Origin of the sequence: Flavobacterium panici (assembly GCF_903819335.1) — a bacterium.
Taxonomy (GTDB): domain Bacteria; phylum Bacteroidota; class Bacteroidia; order Flavobacteriales; family Flavobacteriaceae; genus Flavobacterium; species Flavobacterium panici.
The window spans coordinates 1-15,626 of record NZ_CAIJDE010000045.1 but is presented as its reverse complement, the minus strand read 5'-3'; the positions used below and the strand labels follow the sequence as shown (position 1 = coordinate 15,626).

Annotated in this window: 14 protein-coding genes and 1 pseudogene; 4 read left to right on the top strand and 11 right to left on the bottom strand. The window is 34.0% G+C overall.

Annotated features, from left to right (window positions below; all coding sequences use genetic code 11):
* Positions 1-489: 489 nt before the first annotated feature.
* From FLAPXU55_RS14035 to FLAPXU55_RS14010, 6 genes are all read right to left on the bottom strand, one after another.
* The gene (locus FLAPXU55_RS14035) at positions 490-1,437 is read right to left on the bottom strand and encodes a bestrophin family protein (protein WP_053472206.1); all 948 of its coding nucleotides are present in this window, start codon (positions 1,435-1,437) and stop codon (positions 490-492) included.
* A 46-nt stretch (positions 1,438-1,483) separates the two neighbouring features.
* Complete coding sequence (locus FLAPXU55_RS14030) at positions 1,484-2,203, bottom strand: adenine nucleotide alpha hydrolase family protein (RefSeq protein WP_180858480.1); 720 nt, start codon at positions 2,201-2,203, stop codon at positions 1,484-1,486.
* 77 nt (positions 2,204-2,280) lie between these two features.
* Complete coding sequence (locus FLAPXU55_RS14025) at positions 2,281-3,684, bottom strand: sensor histidine kinase (protein ID WP_053472204.1); 1,404 nt, start codon at positions 3,682-3,684, stop codon at positions 2,281-2,283.
* A 1-nt stretch (position 3,685) separates the two neighbouring features.
* Entirely contained in the window at positions 3,686-4,360 is a 675-nt protein-coding gene (locus FLAPXU55_RS14020) for a response regulator transcription factor (RefSeq protein WP_180858478.1), read from the bottom strand.
* A 320-nt stretch (positions 4,361-4,680) separates the two neighbouring features.
* Positions 4,681-5,298 (bottom strand): outer membrane beta-barrel protein, encoded by a 618-nt coding sequence (locus FLAPXU55_RS14015; protein ID WP_180858476.1) that lies wholly within the window; start codon positions 5,296-5,298, stop codon positions 4,681-4,683.
* Positions 5,299-5,410: 112 nt separating this feature from the next.
* The gene (locus FLAPXU55_RS14010; RefSeq protein ID WP_180858474.1) at positions 5,411-6,685 is read right to left on the bottom strand and encodes a BamA/TamA family outer membrane protein; all 1,275 of its coding nucleotides are present in this window, start codon (positions 6,683-6,685) and stop codon (positions 5,411-5,413) included.
* A 236-nt stretch (positions 6,686-6,921) separates the two neighbouring features.
* On the opposite strand from FLAPXU55_RS14010, the gene FLAPXU55_RS14005 reads away from it, so the two are divergent.
* The gene (locus tag FLAPXU55_RS14005) at positions 6,922-7,395 is read left to right on the top strand and encodes a hypothetical protein (RefSeq protein WP_180858472.1); all 474 of its coding nucleotides are present in this window, start codon (positions 6,922-6,924) and stop codon (positions 7,393-7,395) included.
* Between the two features lie 79 nt (positions 7,396-7,474).
* Here the strand turns inward: FLAPXU55_RS14005 and aspA are convergent.
* Positions 7,475-8,885: pseudogene (gene aspA, locus FLAPXU55_RS14000) on the bottom strand (aspartate ammonia-lyase).
* Between the two features lie 135 nt (positions 8,886-9,020).
* Between aspA and FLAPXU55_RS13995 the strand changes: the two are divergent.
* Together FLAPXU55_RS13995 and FLAPXU55_RS13990 are read left to right on the top strand one after the other, a co-directional pair.
* Positions 9,021-9,599: a pentapeptide repeat-containing protein gene (locus FLAPXU55_RS13995; RefSeq protein WP_180858470.1), complete on the top strand. Its 579-nt coding sequence runs from the start codon at positions 9,021-9,023 to the stop codon at positions 9,597-9,599.
* Between the two features lie 183 nt (positions 9,600-9,782).
* Complete coding sequence (locus FLAPXU55_RS13990; RefSeq protein WP_180858468.1) at positions 9,783-10,106, top strand: hypothetical protein; 324 nt, start codon at positions 9,783-9,785, stop codon at positions 10,104-10,106.
* Between the two features lie 191 nt (positions 10,107-10,297).
* Here FLAPXU55_RS13990 and FLAPXU55_RS13985 read toward each other — a convergent pair whose 3' ends face one another.
* From FLAPXU55_RS13985 to glyA, 4 genes are all read right to left on the bottom strand, one after another.
* The gene (locus FLAPXU55_RS13985) at positions 10,298-10,795 is read right to left on the bottom strand and encodes a GNAT family N-acetyltransferase (protein WP_180858466.1); all 498 of its coding nucleotides are present in this window, start codon (positions 10,793-10,795) and stop codon (positions 10,298-10,300) included.
* An 18-nt stretch (positions 10,796-10,813) separates the two neighbouring features.
* Entirely contained in the window at positions 10,814-11,854 is a 1,041-nt protein-coding gene (locus FLAPXU55_RS13980; RefSeq protein ID WP_180858464.1) for a GMP reductase, read from the bottom strand.
* A gap of 254 nt (positions 11,855-12,108) precedes the next feature.
* A complete protein-coding gene (gene miaE, locus FLAPXU55_RS13975) occupies positions 12,109-12,702 on the bottom strand; it encodes a tRNA-(ms[2]io[6]A)-hydroxylase (protein ID WP_053472194.1) in 594 nt (197 codons plus the stop codon).
* 131 nt (positions 12,703-12,833) lie between these two features.
* Entirely contained in the window at positions 12,834-14,108 is a 1,275-nt protein-coding gene (glyA, locus tag FLAPXU55_RS13970; RefSeq protein WP_180858462.1) for a serine hydroxymethyltransferase, read from the bottom strand.
* Positions 14,109-14,218: 110 nt separating this feature from the next.
* Here glyA and fahA point away from each other — a divergent pair, with 110 nt between their 5' ends.
* On the top strand, positions 14,219-15,502 hold the full coding sequence (gene fahA, locus FLAPXU55_RS13965; RefSeq protein WP_180858460.1) for a fumarylacetoacetase: 1,284 nt from the start codon (positions 14,219-14,221) through the stop codon (positions 15,500-15,502).
* The last annotated feature ends 124 nt before the right edge of the window (positions 15,503-15,626 follow it).

Here is a 15,626-nt window from a genome sequence, read left to right as displayed (position 1 = left end):
ACTCAGAGGAACGAATAGTTTACTTTTGCTTCCTTTCTCAATCATAAATCTACTTAAATTTAAAAAAACAAATCTAAAGGAGGAACGAGAAATCGCACTCGTAAATCGACAAAGATTGGCGAATATCTGTACGGAGTTTCTAGTGCGATTTCTCCTTTCAGTCGAAATGACAAACTATGTGTTTTTAAAAATAAAAAAACTTAGAATAGCATCTTCAATTAATATATCCCGTGGTTTCAACCACGGGACGCGGAGTATGACATTACATTGTGATTACATTGCGTTCCAGCGGTTGAAACCGCTGGCTATGTTTAAAATGTTTGCGTTTATATTTTTGTCAATTTATTAGTGAGATTGCTTCGTTCCTCGCAATGACAAAAACTCAGAACCTTAGCAACTTAGCCTCTCAGCAACTTCAATAAAAAAAGCTGGACAGCGCTAACCAATACACTGTCCAGCCAACAATTAAAGAAGACCAAAATTAAAGTCTTATAACACGAAATAAGCGTCTTTTTCGACTTTCTTAGGTTCGTCGTCTAAGTGGAATTCTTTCAGAATATCAAATTCGCTTTGATATTCGTTCAGCATTTGCTTGATATTTTTTTCAATAGTGTTTGCAATTGTGGTAACCGGCGTATCGGTTGGTCTGTTTTCAAACGGATCCTGCAAATGAATCGCCATTCTTTCGATCAAAAAGAAAGCTGCTGCAATTGCAGTAATCAACGGAATCGCAAACCAACTCAATACACTTGTCAGCCCAAAAGGCAGTAACAAAATAAATAAACACAAGGTTAATCTAATGTACATACTGTAGGTTGTTGGAAAAATCGTGTTCTTGATTCTCTCGCATTTACCCATTTCATCGCATAATCTCGATAATGTATTATCGATTTCAACTTGTTGGTACATGTTGATTTTTTTCTCATTTTTAGCATTTTTAAGATCACGCGCATGAAGCATTAAAATAGCATTGGGAACGTTTTGATGGTTCTTGATATATCTAATTTCATCTTCGCTCATTAAACCTTTTAAGGGTTTTACGGCATCTTTATTTCGAAGCGCCTGACCTAAGCTGTAACACCATGCAATTTGTCTTTTGGCAAAGTTTTCTTTGAATTCGCTTGCTTCTACAGAAAAATCGGGATCTTTATAAAATGTCAAAACCTGACGTATTAAGGTTCTGGAATCGTTTACAACTGCTCCCCAAACAATTCGTGCTTCCCACCAGCGATCGTAAGCCTGATTCGATTTAAAGGCTAATAATAAGGAAATAATGGTTCCAATCATGGTTGGAATCGCAATTGGAATATCTACAGGAAGTGTTACAAAATAGTGATGAAAAATTTCGAATAAAACAGTATAAGTAATCACTAAAGCCATTTCTACTTTAATTTTCCCGAGAACGTACTTCATTGGTATTCTTTTCTTTAATAACATATTTTCGGTTTTAATTAAATTAATATTTGTTTAGAAGAATCGGGTTTTATACGGTTTCTTCATATAATGAAAGTACCGGAAGTCCCAGTTTTTCATTAATGTTTTGTTTTTTTACTTTTTTAAATTTGATTTTTTCGCCTTTACGGGTTTCCACCAAAAGGTCAATTTCGTATTTTGAAATGGCTTCGGTTAAATAAGGCGCTGCTGCGTCGTAATTATCATCAACTCTTGAAGTCTGACTTACAATTTCATAAGAGAAATTTTCATTTAAAAACTGCTGTACATCTTTTACATGAACATTTGCAGCGCTGTTTTCTATATAAAGCGCTTTTGTAAAATCTTCTTTAAAATCGTTTCCTAAATGCAGAATCGGGCATTTTTGATTGGCCGCTAATTGTACTAAATATTGATGAATACGTTTTGTTTCCTGTTTATAAGAATGCGTTAAAACGACTAATTTTACAGCAAAGTGTTCAATAATTCCTCTAAAAATTGGAGACGAAAGTCCGTATTGATTGTGAATTTTAATTTTGCAGTTTTTAGTATGATCAATCATATATCTGCAGGTTTCGAGAACTTCTTCCTGACTTTTGGTAAGTCCGGTTCTCATTTCACGTAAAAAATTAGAGGATGAAAAAGCATCTGGAGTATCAGAAACCATCATTAGAACAATTTCACATTCTGATTCTTTTGCCTGACTAATAGCTGATTTTACAGCAGAAATTGTATCATCTTTTAAAGTAGTAGGTATTAGGAAATTTTTCATATGTATAATCTTTTAGTTTATACATACAAAATAAGGGGCTGAAAATTAGAAGGGTCTTAATCTAAAATTAGAATTTTCTAAGATTCAACATTAGATTTTTTAATGTTGGTCTTTTTAGGATTTATCTTTTTGAAGATTATCGTTACGATTGTTCCTTTGTTTTGCTCTGACTGCACTTGTATTTCGCCATCGTGCATACGAATGATTTTGGAAGCCAGAGGCAATCCTAAACCGTAGCCAATATATTTGGCTGCAATTTTCCCTCTAAAGAAAGGTTCGTACAAATGTGGAATATCTTCTGGCGGAATACCGATTCCGATATCGTTAATCGAAATTTTTATCGCATCCTGATTGGCAGAAAGCGTTACAAATACTTCATTATTATCAGAATACTTTACGCCATTGGTAATAATATTATTGATCGCTAATTCTAAAAGCGGTTTATTACACGGAATTAAAAGCAGATTAGAATCTTTTGGGGCAAAATTCATTTTAATGCTGACACGATTATCAGGATAAATTTTATCTAAATCTGATTTTACGTCTAACAACAATTCATCAATTCTGGCAATATCTAAAACTTGTTTGTTTCCGTCGTAACCCGTTTGTGTCAACTTTAATAAACTCTCGGTCAGGTTTCCTAATCTTGAAGCCTGACTGTAAATGTTTTGCAATGATTCAACATATTCTGAAACTTCACGCTCTTTTAGCAGCATAATTTCAGATTCGGCAATTATGGTTGTAATTGGCGTTTTTAATTCGTGTGAAGCATTATTAATGAAGTTGGCCTGAATTTCAAATGAAGTTTCAAGTCTGTCTAACATATCGTTAAAAGTTTCGGTCAAATCTGAAATTTCATCCGAGTTTTTTACTTCTGGAAGTCGGTTATGAAGATTTGAAGCACTAATTCGGTTTACTTCTTTGGTGATTCTTGCGACGGGATTTATGACTCTTTTTGCCAGAAAACGACCTAAAAAGAAAGCGAGAAGTATGAAACCTATGCCTCCAAAAAGTAATATTTTTATAATATATATAGACGTAGTTTTTCCGCGTCGGTCGCGCGCGCCTACAATTACAATGTATTTTTGATGACTTTCGGTAAAAACCTGTCCGAGATAATATTTGCTGTTAACTTCAAAATAGTCTTTTCCTGTTGACAGAATATTAGAATAAAACTTATTTGGAAGATTTAGATTTGTGTTGTAATCAAAACTATTGGCACTGTTGATTTTAAGAACATATTCTTCTTCTTCAATAAGTTCTTCCAGTCCGTTTTTCTTTAAATTACTATAATATTTACTTTTTTCAGGATCGTGCTGAAAGTGAATTGATGCTACAATTTTGGCACGGTCTTCTAACCTTTTCAAAAAATGGTAACGGTTATTTTCTCTAAATAAAACGAATACTATTATACTCAATAGCAATGTACTAAAGGTAGAAAGTGCTACATAAGTAAAAGTAATTTTTTTTCTGATATCCATTCTATGGCTTTATAACATAACCTAAACCTTTCATGGTATGAATAAGTTTGGTTTTAAAAGGTTTATCTACTTTTTTTCTTAAATACGTAATATACACATCGACAACATTGGTGTTCATATCAAAATTAATATCCCAAACGTTGTCTAAAATTTGATCGCGGGAAACGATTCTTCCGGCATTTTTTCCCAGATAATACAGTAATTTAAACTCTTTCGCGGTTAAAATTATCGATTCTCCTTCTCTTTTAACCGTTTTTGCACGTCCGTTTATTTCTAAATCGCCAATCGTAATCACGTCAATTTTATCTGTTTCCTGATGCGCTCTTCGGTTTAAAGCATTTACTCTTGCATCAAGTTCTCCAAATTTAAAAGGTTTTACCAAATAATCATCGGCACCGGAATTTAGTCCGGTTACAATGTTTTCTGAAGTTCCCAGAGCGGTTAAAAGTAAAATAGGAACAAAATTTTTACTGGCACGAAGTCTGCGGCAAATCTCGATTCCGTTAATATCCGGTAACATAACGTCTAAAACGACAACATCAAAGTTATAATTGTGGATCATTTCGAGGGCAGTTTTGCCATCCATAGCCACACTTACTTCGTTGTTATTTTCGGCAAATCCTTTCCTTAAAATCGATAAAAGATTTGGTTCGTCTTCGACTATTAGTAACTTCATATTAATTTGTATATACAACAAAAATAAGGATTGGCTTCAAAAATATTATTCATAATAGTTGTAAATTATGATTTAATTATGAACAACGGCTTTAAAAAGCATAAAAAAAGCAGCTTTATCTAGCTGCTAATTCTTACTTATAAATTTATACACGTTGAACTTAATTAATTAAACACATAGAAACATAGATTTTGTTATTGATCAAAGGCGTTTCACTTGCATTAACAAACATAGCTATGTGTAAATGATGTGTCATTTATTTTAATCTTTATTCAATTAATACATAAATCTATGTTTCTATGTGTTAAATATTATTCTTTCTAATTTTTAAAATTAAAACTCAATACTGCTCCAAGTCCAAATTGAAAAGTCGAAATATAATCTTCAACTCCAACAGGGCCATAATAAGTCCAATAATAACTGTTTCCGACCGCGGCAGACATTGATTCGAGATAAGCATGAATATTAACCGAAACTGACGAAGCGGTTTTGATTTTTACACCAGCTTTAGCATCCCAAGCAAAATAAGTTCCGTTGCCGCTTTGAGGGGTTTCAACAATACCAACTCCGGCGCCGGCACCCAAATAAGGCAGAAGATTAGATCCGGTATCAAAATAATGTGTGAAATCTGCCAAAATAAAATTGAATGCTCCCTTGTCATCACCAGCATTTAATTGATTTCCGGCAGGACCGTAAAATGGCAACTTAGTGTCTGTTCTTAAATACTTTAACTCAACTGAGTTATTTGTCGAAAAGAAATACTCAAATCCTGCTCCATATTGAAATCCATCTTCAATTGTTGCAGAATAACCGTCGTAATCCAGCTCATCTGAAAAATTATAACCGCCATACAAATTAAGCGAAAAAGACCTTGCATCCTGAGCCTGCACCCCTATCGCCGACAGGAATACAACTAATAATAAACTGTACTGTTTCATAAATTATGTGTTTGAAAGTTAAATGGTTAGCCAAATTTAATATTTTTTATTGTAATTTCTTACATTTTTAAGCATAAATTTCACATAATCAAATACTTAACAAATAAAACTATTAAAAAGTTTCTCCAGCATTTAAGTAAAATCCTTTCGAATTATTTCCCCACGCATTATCGACAATTAAATTGGTACGTGTTTTTTTGTCTATTAATATTCTAAGGCCAAGACCAACCGTTGGCTGGATTGCATGAAAAAGTGATACATCATTGTCTTTATTACTTGCGGTTACAAAATTGGTAAAAGCTACGCCGCTAAACATTTGATTACAGGTTATGGGAAACCGAAATTCTGTTGAAAGATAGACTAAACCATTTCCTCTAAATAATCCTTGTGTGTAACCTTCTCCACTTCTGCTGCGCTGATCCCAGCCAATTGCGGGCAGATTTAAATACGGAACATCGCCTCTTGTAACAAATTGTCCGTAAGCCCAGATTCCGAGAATGTAACGCGGATTTTTCTGCGAAAGCGGAATAAAATTTCGGTATTCGGCATATAAAACATTGCTATATTTTTGATTATCAAAAAATACAGGATTAAAACGATAATTAATATTCGCAAACCAGCCCCTGGAAGAATTCACCTGATTGTCTCTCGAATCGTAAACCATATTAAAACTTACTCCGGTTAGAAAATATTCTAAATTATCAAAACCGTGTTCCAGATTATAATTGTAATGATAGGTTAGGTTTCCGTTTTCAACATCTAATTCTTTGTCTTTTATATTCGTGTACCAATCGATATTGATTCCGGCGCCTACGTAAAAATTCTTTCTTACTTCAAAAGAAGCCGTTTGGTGAAATTTGAAATAATTATAATCCATTTCCTGTGCCAAAGAATCGATACTAAAACCGGGTTCCTGATCGCGATGTGGTGGAATTATATCAGTTCCGAGTCCGTAGTTTGGCTGAGAAAATATGTAAAGCCTGTAATCGCCACTTAAAAAGATTCGGTTGTTTTTTAGCAGAATATTGTTTTTGACGTTAATCAGCCATTGCTTTTTTAAGGTATAGGTTATTCCCAAATTAGCAACTGAATATTTATCTGATTCTTGTTTTCCTTTAAAAGTATACTGAGCAACGGCACCAAAAAAGAATCCCGTTGCGGGCTGTGAACCAATTGCGGGAATTACGAGGAAAAAATTGTTTTTTGTGGGTTTAACGACTAAAGTAGAATCGGTTTTTTTAAAGATTTCTAAAATAGTTTTGGGTGGACATATTTCTTTTTTTTGAGAACCTGTTTCGGTTTGCGCCATTAGAAATAATGGAAATACAAAAAGCAGAACTGCGATTTTAATTTTATGCTGAAAACTTATTTTTCTTAAGAATTTCATTCGGCAAAAATTTTAATTTCTATTTAAAAAATCAAACCTCTTGTAAATATAACTCTTATTTTCAATATTTTACAGAACAAAACATTCAGAATACATTCTTTCAATAAAATCTTATTCTGCAATTTTTTAAACTTTTACAATCAAAACTACTTGACGGTTGAAATTAATTTTGCAAAATGTTTTAAGAGAAATAAATCTTTCATTTAAAAACATTTACGAATAAAATAGATACCATAATGAAAAATACTTTTGAATTTAAGCTTCCTCATTTCCCAACTGATATTTTTGAGTTTGAAAATAATATTTTCTCAGGAAAATCAACCTTAAAACAAAATGGAGTTATTGTTGAACAAAGTAAAGAAAGAGGAAAACCTTTTTTAATAAAAAGGGTGAATGACGAAATTGTAGAAGCTTTTCCTAAAATGAACATTCCGGATATCTCTGCACAAGTTTTAAGCATAGACGGAAAAAGATGTGTTATGGCTGCGCAATTAAAATGGTATGAATATATAATTGGTGCGCTGTCTTTTCTTTCCTTTTTTAGTGTTGGAGGAATTGGCATTATTGTGGGGAGCACCGCAACTATTATTAATTATAATTTCTTCAGACAAAATACTTCGCCAATACATAAATATCTTAAAGTTTTTGGGGTAAACGTAATTTGTTTGGTTTTATATTTAATAGCAGTAAGCCTGAAAATGAATCAATAAATAGTGGAAAAATTTAAAGTTCTTTTAAAAAAAGCCGTCAATAAATTGACGGCTTGTTATTATAATTTTTATAGCAATTTTACTTTGTGATAAATTTTGGATGGATTAAATTTTGTAAAGAATAGATTTCATCCCACTTTTCCTGTGTAATCAGCTTTCTTTCTAAAACGGCAATTTGATGTACGCTTTTGTTTGTTTTTAAAGCTTCGCCCGCAATACTCGCGCTTTCTTCATAACCAATAATTGGGTTTAACTGCGTCACAATTCCTATACTGTTCATGACCATATTATAACAGTGATCCACATTTGCTGTGATTCCTTTAATACATTTGTCAATTAAAGTTTGAATGGCATTTGAAAGATAATCTAAAGAGGTAAACATCGCAAAAGCAATTACAGGTTCCATTACATTCAATTGTAATTGTCCTGCTTCTGCCGCCATTGTAACCGTTAAATCCTGACCAATTACATAAAAACAAGTCTGGTTTACGACTTCTGGAATTACCGGGTTTACTTTCCCCGGCATAATTGATGAACCTGGCTGACGTGCGGGTAAATTGATTTCGTTTAAACCTGTTCTTGGTCCTGAACTCAACAATCGTAAGTCGTTGCAGATTTTAGAAATCTTAACGGCAGAACGTTTTAAAGTTCCCATAATTTGGACATACGCTCCGGTATCAACTGTTGCTTCGATTAAATCTGGTGAAAGCGTTAACGGAATTCCAACTTCTTTGGCTAAATAAGCCACACAAATTTCAGGATAACCTTCCGGAGCGTTTACTTTTGTTCCAATGGCGGTTGCGCCCATATTGATTTCCAGCAATAATTCCTGAGCATTTTTTAAACGTTGAATATCTTCGCCAATTGTTGTGGCATAGGCTTTAAATTCTTGTCCTAAAGTCATGGGAACTGCATCTTGCAATTGTGTTCTTCCCATTTTTTAAAACTTCTTTAAACTCCTCTCCTTTTTTGGCAAAAGCAACTTCTAAGCCCGAAAGTGTTTTAATAAAGCTGTCCATTTTTAAATATAACGCAATTCTAAATGCCGATGGATAAGCATCGTTTGTAGATTGTGAACAGTTTACATGATTATTTGGGTGCAGAAAGTTGTATTCGCCTTTTTTGTGTCCCAGATATTCAAGACCAATATTTGCAATTACTTCATTGGCATTCATGTTTACAGAAGTTCCCGCGCCACCCTGAATTAAATCACTTACAAATTCATCATTAAATTTTCCGGCAATAACCTGATCGCTTCCGTAACAAATCGCTTCGGCAATTTTTGGATCAATGGCATTGCAGTCTTTATTCGCAAGAGCTGCGGCTTTTTTCACATAACCTAAAGCTTTGATAAACAAAGGTTCTTTTGAAATGGGAATTCCGGTAATATTGAAGTTTTCTACCGCTCTAAATGTTTGGATTCCGTAGTACAGATGATTTGGAATTTCTAATTCTCCTAAAAAATCATGCTCCTTTCTTGTTGATTCCATATAATTAAAATTGATGTTTTTTAACTTAAAAAATAAGCGTAAAGCTACATCAAATTCTAAATTTTGTTCACAACTTTTACTTAATATTTTGGCTTAAATTAGTACCTTTTCAGCCTCAAAAATTTAAAAATAAACTTGAAAAAAGAAAGCGAATATTTTCTTGATAAAGAATATAATACGATTATTTATGCCAAAGACGATCTTAATTTTAAAGATTTCGAATGCTGCGTTTTTAATAATTGTAATTTTTCTGCCTGCACTTTTTTAGCGGTTACTTTTATCGACTGCATTTTTAATGACTGCACTTTCACCGAAGCAAAAATTAATTATGTTGCTTTTAGAACGGTGACTTTTAATGGATGTGAAATTAAAGAGGTAAATTTTGCCATGTGCGATAAACTGATTTTTGAAGTTCGTTTTAATGACTGCATTCTGGACTTTTCAAAGTTTTATACTTTAAAAATAAAAGGAACTCCATTCACCAATTGCAGTTTAATTGCGGTTGATTTTATGGCCGCCGATCTAACCGGAGTTTTATTTGACAACTGTGATTTATACCGTTCCGAATTCGACAAAGCCATCGCCAACAAAACCGATTTTAAAACGAGTTATAATTATACGATTGACCCTTCTAAAACAAAACTTAAAAAGGCTGTTTTTGCTTTGAAGGAGCTGAAAGGGTTATTGTTTAAGCATGATGTTATTGTAACGTAGTTTCTAATAAATAGAACGCGGATGACACCGATTTGCTTCGCAAAAGCGCAGATGAAACTGATTTTTTTATCATAATTTGAGAAAATAAATCCGTTTAAATCCGTGTCTTTGCGAAGCAAATCCGTGTCATCCGCGTTCTTTATATTATAGCTTTTTCTCAGAAGTTGTTTTGAGTTATTTTTAGTGCCATTTTTTATCAGTTCAACAAATATTTCATATGCTCTTTCTTTAAATATCCTTAAATTTTATCAGGAAACACTTTCTGAAGTTAATTCATCTGAATCTGGATGGCTTTCAAATCAAAAAAAACTACAAACTTATTTAGATGAAAATCTAATTGATCCTGAAAGTACAACAGATAATTTTAGGGTTTTAACTACGCCAAAAGGTAAAAAGCTGGCAAAAAATCTTATTCCGTGGAATCAGATTTACGAGCGATATAATAATTTGATTAAATCTGGAGAAATTATTATTAAGCAGATTGATGAAGAGTATGATTTGAAATAAGATCGTAATAATTGAATAAAAAAATGCCAGTTTTCGACTGGCATTTTTTTATTTTAAAGTTGGTTCCCTCACAGTTTGTCATTTCGAGGAACGAGAAATCGCACTAGAAATTCCGCACAGATAATCTCCAATCTTTGTCGATTTACGAGTGCGATTTCTCGTTCCTCGAAATGACAAACTGTGTGTTTAATTTATATTTCCTTCCCCATCACATAATCCTCCATTAAATACCCATTTCCAATTTCTATATCGACTGTTTCTTTGATTTCGAAACCTAGTTTTTTATAGAAATTTAATGCCGTATTAAAACGGTTTACGTTTAATAAAAGAGCTGTAGAATTGTTTTCTAAAGCTAATTTTTCAATTGATTCAAAAACTATTTTCCCGTAACCTTTCCCCTGTGTTTCCGGCAGAAGATAGATTTTATGGATTTTAGTCAGAGCTTCATTTTTATAATTATGTTCAATTCCGATAAATCCAATTGTAGATTCTGAATCTGAAATTAGATAAAATAATTGTTCTTTATTCTTGATTTGCTTTGCTAAAGATTCCTCAGAATAAAATAAATCTAACATATAATCTAACTGTTCTTTAGTCAAAATTTCGCCGTAAGTAATTGGCCATGTGATATTCGTAATTTCCTGAATTATTTTAATATCACTTAAACCTGCTTCTGAAATGGTAATCATATTATATTCTAAAATATTTTAATTTGTAAAAATCTGATTTTCTTGTTCGCTTACGCGGATGAAAGTTGTTCGTTTAGTAAGTTCTTTTAATTTTGATGCGCCAACATAAGTACAAGTGCTTCGTAATCCGCCCAGAATATCTAAAACTGTAGCGATAACATTTCCTTTAAATGGAACTTTTACTGTTTTTCCTTCGCTTGCTCTGTATTCTGCAACTCCTCCAACATGTTTTTCCATCGCAGTTGCCGAGCTCATTCCGTAGAATTGTTTGAATTTTTCACCGTTTATTTCAATTAGTTCTCCTCCGCTTTCGGTATGTCCGGCAAGCATTCCGCCCAACATTACAAAATCAGAACCTGCACCAAAAGCTTTTGCAACATCTCCCGGAGTTGAACAACCGCCATCACTTATAATATGACCGCCTAAACCGTGCGCTGCATCGGCACATTCGATAATGGCAGAAAGCTGCGGATAACCAACGCCTGTTTTGACACGTGTGGTGCAGACTGAACCCGGTCCAATTCCAACTTTTACGATATCGGCGCCAGCCAAAAGTAATTCTTCGACCATTTCACCTGTTACAACGTTTCCAGCAATAATTACTTTATCGGGATATTGTTTTCGGGTTTGTTTTAAAAACTGAACAAAGTGTTCTGAATAACCATTGGCAACGTCAATACAAATAAATCTCAATAACGGATTTGCTGTAATGACTTCTCCAATTTTATCAAAATCTTCTTTCCCGGTTCCGGTGCTTATGGCTATATAATTGTAAAAATCCGGCATTACATTTTTCAAAAAACTATTCCATTCTTCTAAAGTGTAATGTTTATGAATGGCTGTAAAAAGTTTTTCTTTGGCCAAAACCTGAGCCATTTCAAAAGTACCGACTGTATCCATATTAGCGGCCATTATCGGAATTCCTATCCAGTCTGAAGTGCTGTGTAAAAACTTAAAATTTCGTTCTAATGAAACTTCAGATCTGCTTTTGAGTGTTGATCTTTTTGGGCGAATCATTACGTCTTTAAATCCTAATTTCAGATCGGTCTCTATTCTCATGGCTTTGAATTTTGGGTTACTTTCAAAGATAAAGATTTTAGAGTTTAGATTGTTGATTTTAGATTTAAACTGAACGTTAATTTTGGCACACGGATGATACGGATTCGCTTTCGCGAAAGCGCGGATTTGACGCGGATTTTTTAATTTGGTTTAATTTTGTTTCAAGTTTCAGGTTTGTCACGTTGAGCGAAGTCGAAACGCGCTCCAACGAGAAACTTGAAACTTGAAACTTGAAACTTGAAACAAAACTAAAACTATCCGTGAATAGTCTCGTTTTTCCCGTAGTTTTTAATGATTGATTCCTCGAACTCTAACCATTCTCTCCATCGCTTTTCGACGTCAATTCCGGTTCCGTATTTTCTTGCGTAGGTGATGAATGTGGTGTAATGTCCGGCTTCGCTTTCCATTAATTCTCGGTAGAAAACAGCTAATTCTTCATCCTGAATATTTTCAGATAAGACTTTGAAACGTTCGCAGCTTCTTGCTTCAATCATGGCAGAAAATAATAATCTTTCTACAAGACCAGAAACACGACTTCCGTCGCCGCTTTTTTTCATGTATTGGTACAGTTCGTTTACATATTCGTCTTTACGTTCGCGCCCTAGTTTTAATCCTCTTTTGATAATGATATTATGAACCTGCTCAAAATGATCTATTTCTTCTTTGGCTAAAGCCAATAAATCTTTTACCAAATCCTGATGTTCCGAGTTATTGGTAATAATTGTAATCGCGTTTGTTGCTGCTTTTTGCTCGCACCAAGCGTGATCTGTTAAGATTTCTTCTATGTTTTTCTCAACAATATTTACCCATCTTGGATCGGTTGGCAGTTGTAATCTTAATACGCCCATTTGTCTTTGTTTTTTTTGTTTTATGTTTCAGGTTTCAGGTTCTTTTAGGAACGAAAAAAGTTTAAAGTCTTAAACTGTCTTTTGAACAGCATAAAACTTTAAACTTGAAACTTTAAACTTGAAACTATTTTTTAGTAAGCAAAAATCGGTCTTTCGCTCATTAATTCGTTTACTTGTTCAGCAACTTCTTCGATAACGTCTTCATTTGTATGATCAGTAAGTACTTTATCGATTAAAGCTACGATAGTTTCCATATCTTTTTCAACTAAACCACGAGTTGTGATTGCAGCTGTTCCAACACGAATTCCTGACGTAATAAATGGTGATTTATCGTCAAATGGAACCATGTTTTTATTTACTGTAATTTCTGCTTTTACTAATGCGTTTTCAGCTTCTTTTCCAGAAATGTTTTTATTTCTTAAATCGATAAGCATCATGTGATTATCAGTTCCACCAGAGATAATATTGTAACCTCTTTTTACGAAAGCATCTGCCATTGCGTTTGCATTTTTTTGTAATTGCATTGCATAAGAGAAGAATTCATCTTTTAATGCTTCACCAAAAGCAACAGCTTTAGCAGCGATAATGTGCATTAAAGGTCCACCTTGGTTTCCAGGAAAAACAGCTAAGTCTAATAATGAAGACATCATTCTGATTTCTCCTTTTGGAGTTTTTAATCCTTGTGGGTTTTCGAAATCTTTTCCCATTAAGATCAAACCTCCACGAGGTCCGCGTAATGTTTTGTGAGTCGTTGTAGAAACGATATGACAATGTGGAATTGGGTCATTTAATAATCCTTTTGCAATAAGACCAGCTGGGTGAGAAATATCAGCAAATAAAATTGCTCCTACGCTGTCAGCGATTTGTCTGAAACGAGCAAAATCCATATCACGAGAATAAGCCGAAGCTCCTGCGATGATTAATTTTGGTTGTTCTTTAGTTGCAATTTCCTGAATTTTATCATAATCTAAACGACCAGTTTCAGCATCTACTCCGTAAAAAACGGGACGGTATAAACGTCCTGAAAAGTTTACAGGAGAACCGTGTGTTAAGTGACCACCGTGAGATAAATCGAAACCTAAAATAGTATCACCAGGATTTAAACATGCGTGATAAACTGCTGTATTTGCCTGAGAACCTGAGTGAGGCTGTACGTTTGCGTATTCAGCACCAAATAATTCTTTAGCTCTGTAAATAGCAATTTGCTCGATAACGTCAACTACTTCGCAACCGCCGTAGTATCTTTTGCCAGGATACCCCTCAGCATATTTGTTAGTTAAAACAGACCCGGCTGCTTCCATTACCTGATCACTTACAAAATTTTCTGAAGCAATTAGTTCTAATCCGTGAATTTGTCTATCTTTTTCTTCTAGAATAAGATCAAAAATTTGTTCGTCGCGTTGCATTTCTTCGTTTTTCGTTAATTTCCTGCAAAAATACAAAAAAACGTTTGTGATACTGTTAGATTATGATATATTTGACATGTAATTTTTCAACAAATAATTAACATTTCAACATGCCAATAACCGCCAACGATACCAAAAGAAAATCATGGTTAGAAGTACCTGAAAATAGCGACTTCCCTATTCAAAATATCCCTTTCGGTGTATTTCTTACCAAAGAAAATGTCGTTACAGTAGGAACTAGAATTGGCGATTACGCTATAGATTTAGGGGCTTTACAACAATTAAACTATTTTGAAGGAATAGATTTAACCGATGATATGTTTATGCAGGACACGCTTAATGATTTTATTTCTGATGGAAAAAAAACATGGCGTTTGGTGCGAAATCGTATCGCTGATATTTTCGACGAAACCAATCCACAGCTAAGAGATTCAACAAAAGACCGCGATATTGTTATTTTTAATATCGACGATGTCGAGATGCAATTGCCTGTATTAATTGGTGATTATACTGATTTTTATTCAAGCAAAGAACACGCTACAAACGTAGGTAAAATGTTCCGCGATCCAGAGAATGCTCTTCTGCCAAACTGGTTGCATATTCCGGTTGGATATCACGGAAGAAGTTCGACAATTGTTCCATCTGGAATTCCGGTTCACAGACCAATGGGGCAAACAATGCCTGCAGGCGGAGATTATCCAGTTTTTGGCCCGTCTCGTTTAGTAGATTTTGAACTTGAAACCGCTTTTATTACTACTGATGTGAATATTATGGGAGAAAATATCCCAACATATGAAGCAGAAGATTATATTTTCGGAATGGTTTTATTGAATGACTGGAGTGCGCGCGATATCCAAAAATGGGAATATGTGCCTCTAGGACCATTCTTAGCAAAAAACTTTGCAACATCAATTTCTCCATGGATTGTTACTATGGATGCTTTGGAGCCTTTTAGAACAAAAGGGCCTAAACAAGATCCATCGCCGCTTCCGTATTTGCAAACAAAAGGAAAAAAAGCTTTTGATATTCATTTAGAGGTTTCAATTAAGCCAGAAGAGGCTGAAGAAACTGTGGTTTCAAAATCAAACTTTAAATATTTATACTGGTCAATGAGTCAGCAGTTAGCGCATCATACTTCAAACGGATGTCGTGTAAATTCTGGTGATATGATGGGATCTGGAACTATTTCGGGACCAACTCCTGATAGTTTTGGTTCTATGTTAGAATTGACTTGGGGCGGGAAAAATCCGCTTACTTTAAAAGATGGAACTGAACGTAAATTCATTGAAGATAATGATACTGTAATTATTAGAGGTTTCTGTGAAAATGCAGAAGTTCGAATTGGTTTTGGAGAAGTTGCGAGTCAGCTTTTACCTCCATTTATCAGACAATGAAGAGCAGATAAATCATCTGAAGATATTGACTAGTCCTAAATAATCGATACAGATTTAATTAGACAAAAATATTTAATTAAGCACCTGCAATAAGTTTTTTGCAGGTGTTTTTTCTTTTATAGGT

Excerpts from the sequence above, each read along its gene's own strand:
- miaE (WP_053472194.1), bottom strand. The coding sequence starts at position 12,702 with ATGGGCGTATTAAGATTACAACTGCCAACCGATCCAAGATGGGTAAAT.
- FLAPXU55_RS14010 (WP_180858474.1), bottom strand. The coding sequence starts at position 6,685 with ATGAAATTCTTAAGAAAAATAAGTTTTCAGCATAAAATTAAAATCGCA.
- FLAPXU55_RS14005 (WP_180858472.1), top strand. The coding sequence starts at position 6,922 with ATGAAAAATACTTTTGAATTTAAGCTTCCTCATTTCCCAACTGATATT.
- fahA (WP_180858460.1), top strand. The coding sequence starts at position 14,219 with ATGCCAATAACCGCCAACGATACCAAAAGAAAATCATGGTTAGAAGTA.
- FLAPXU55_RS14035 (WP_053472206.1), bottom strand. The coding sequence starts at position 1,437 with ATGTTATTAAAGAAAAGAATACCAATGAAGTACGTTCTCGGGAAAATT.
- FLAPXU55_RS14015 (WP_180858476.1), bottom strand. The coding sequence starts at position 5,298 with ATGAAACAGTACAGTTTATTATTAGTTGTATTCCTGTCGGCGATAGGG.
- FLAPXU55_RS14030 (WP_180858480.1), bottom strand. The coding sequence starts at position 2,203 with ATGAAAAATTTCCTAATACCTACTACTTTAAAAGATGATACAATTTCT.
- FLAPXU55_RS13980 (WP_180858464.1), bottom strand. The coding sequence starts at position 11,854 with ATGAGAATAGAGACCGATCTGAAATTAGGATTTAAAGACGTAATGATT.
- FLAPXU55_RS13985 (WP_180858466.1), bottom strand. The coding sequence starts at position 10,795 with ATGATTACCATTTCAGAAGCAGGTTTAAGTGATATTAAAATAATTCAG.
- FLAPXU55_RS14020 (WP_180858478.1), bottom strand. The coding sequence starts at position 4,360 with ATGAAGTTACTAATAGTCGAAGACGAACCAAATCTTTTATCGATTTTA.
- FLAPXU55_RS14025 (WP_053472204.1), bottom strand. The coding sequence starts at position 3,684 with ATGGATATCAGAAAAAAAATTACTTTTACTTATGTAGCACTTTCTACC.
- glyA (WP_180858462.1), bottom strand. The coding sequence starts at position 14,108 with ATGCAACGCGACGAACAAATTTTTGATCTTATTCTAGAAGAAAAAGAT.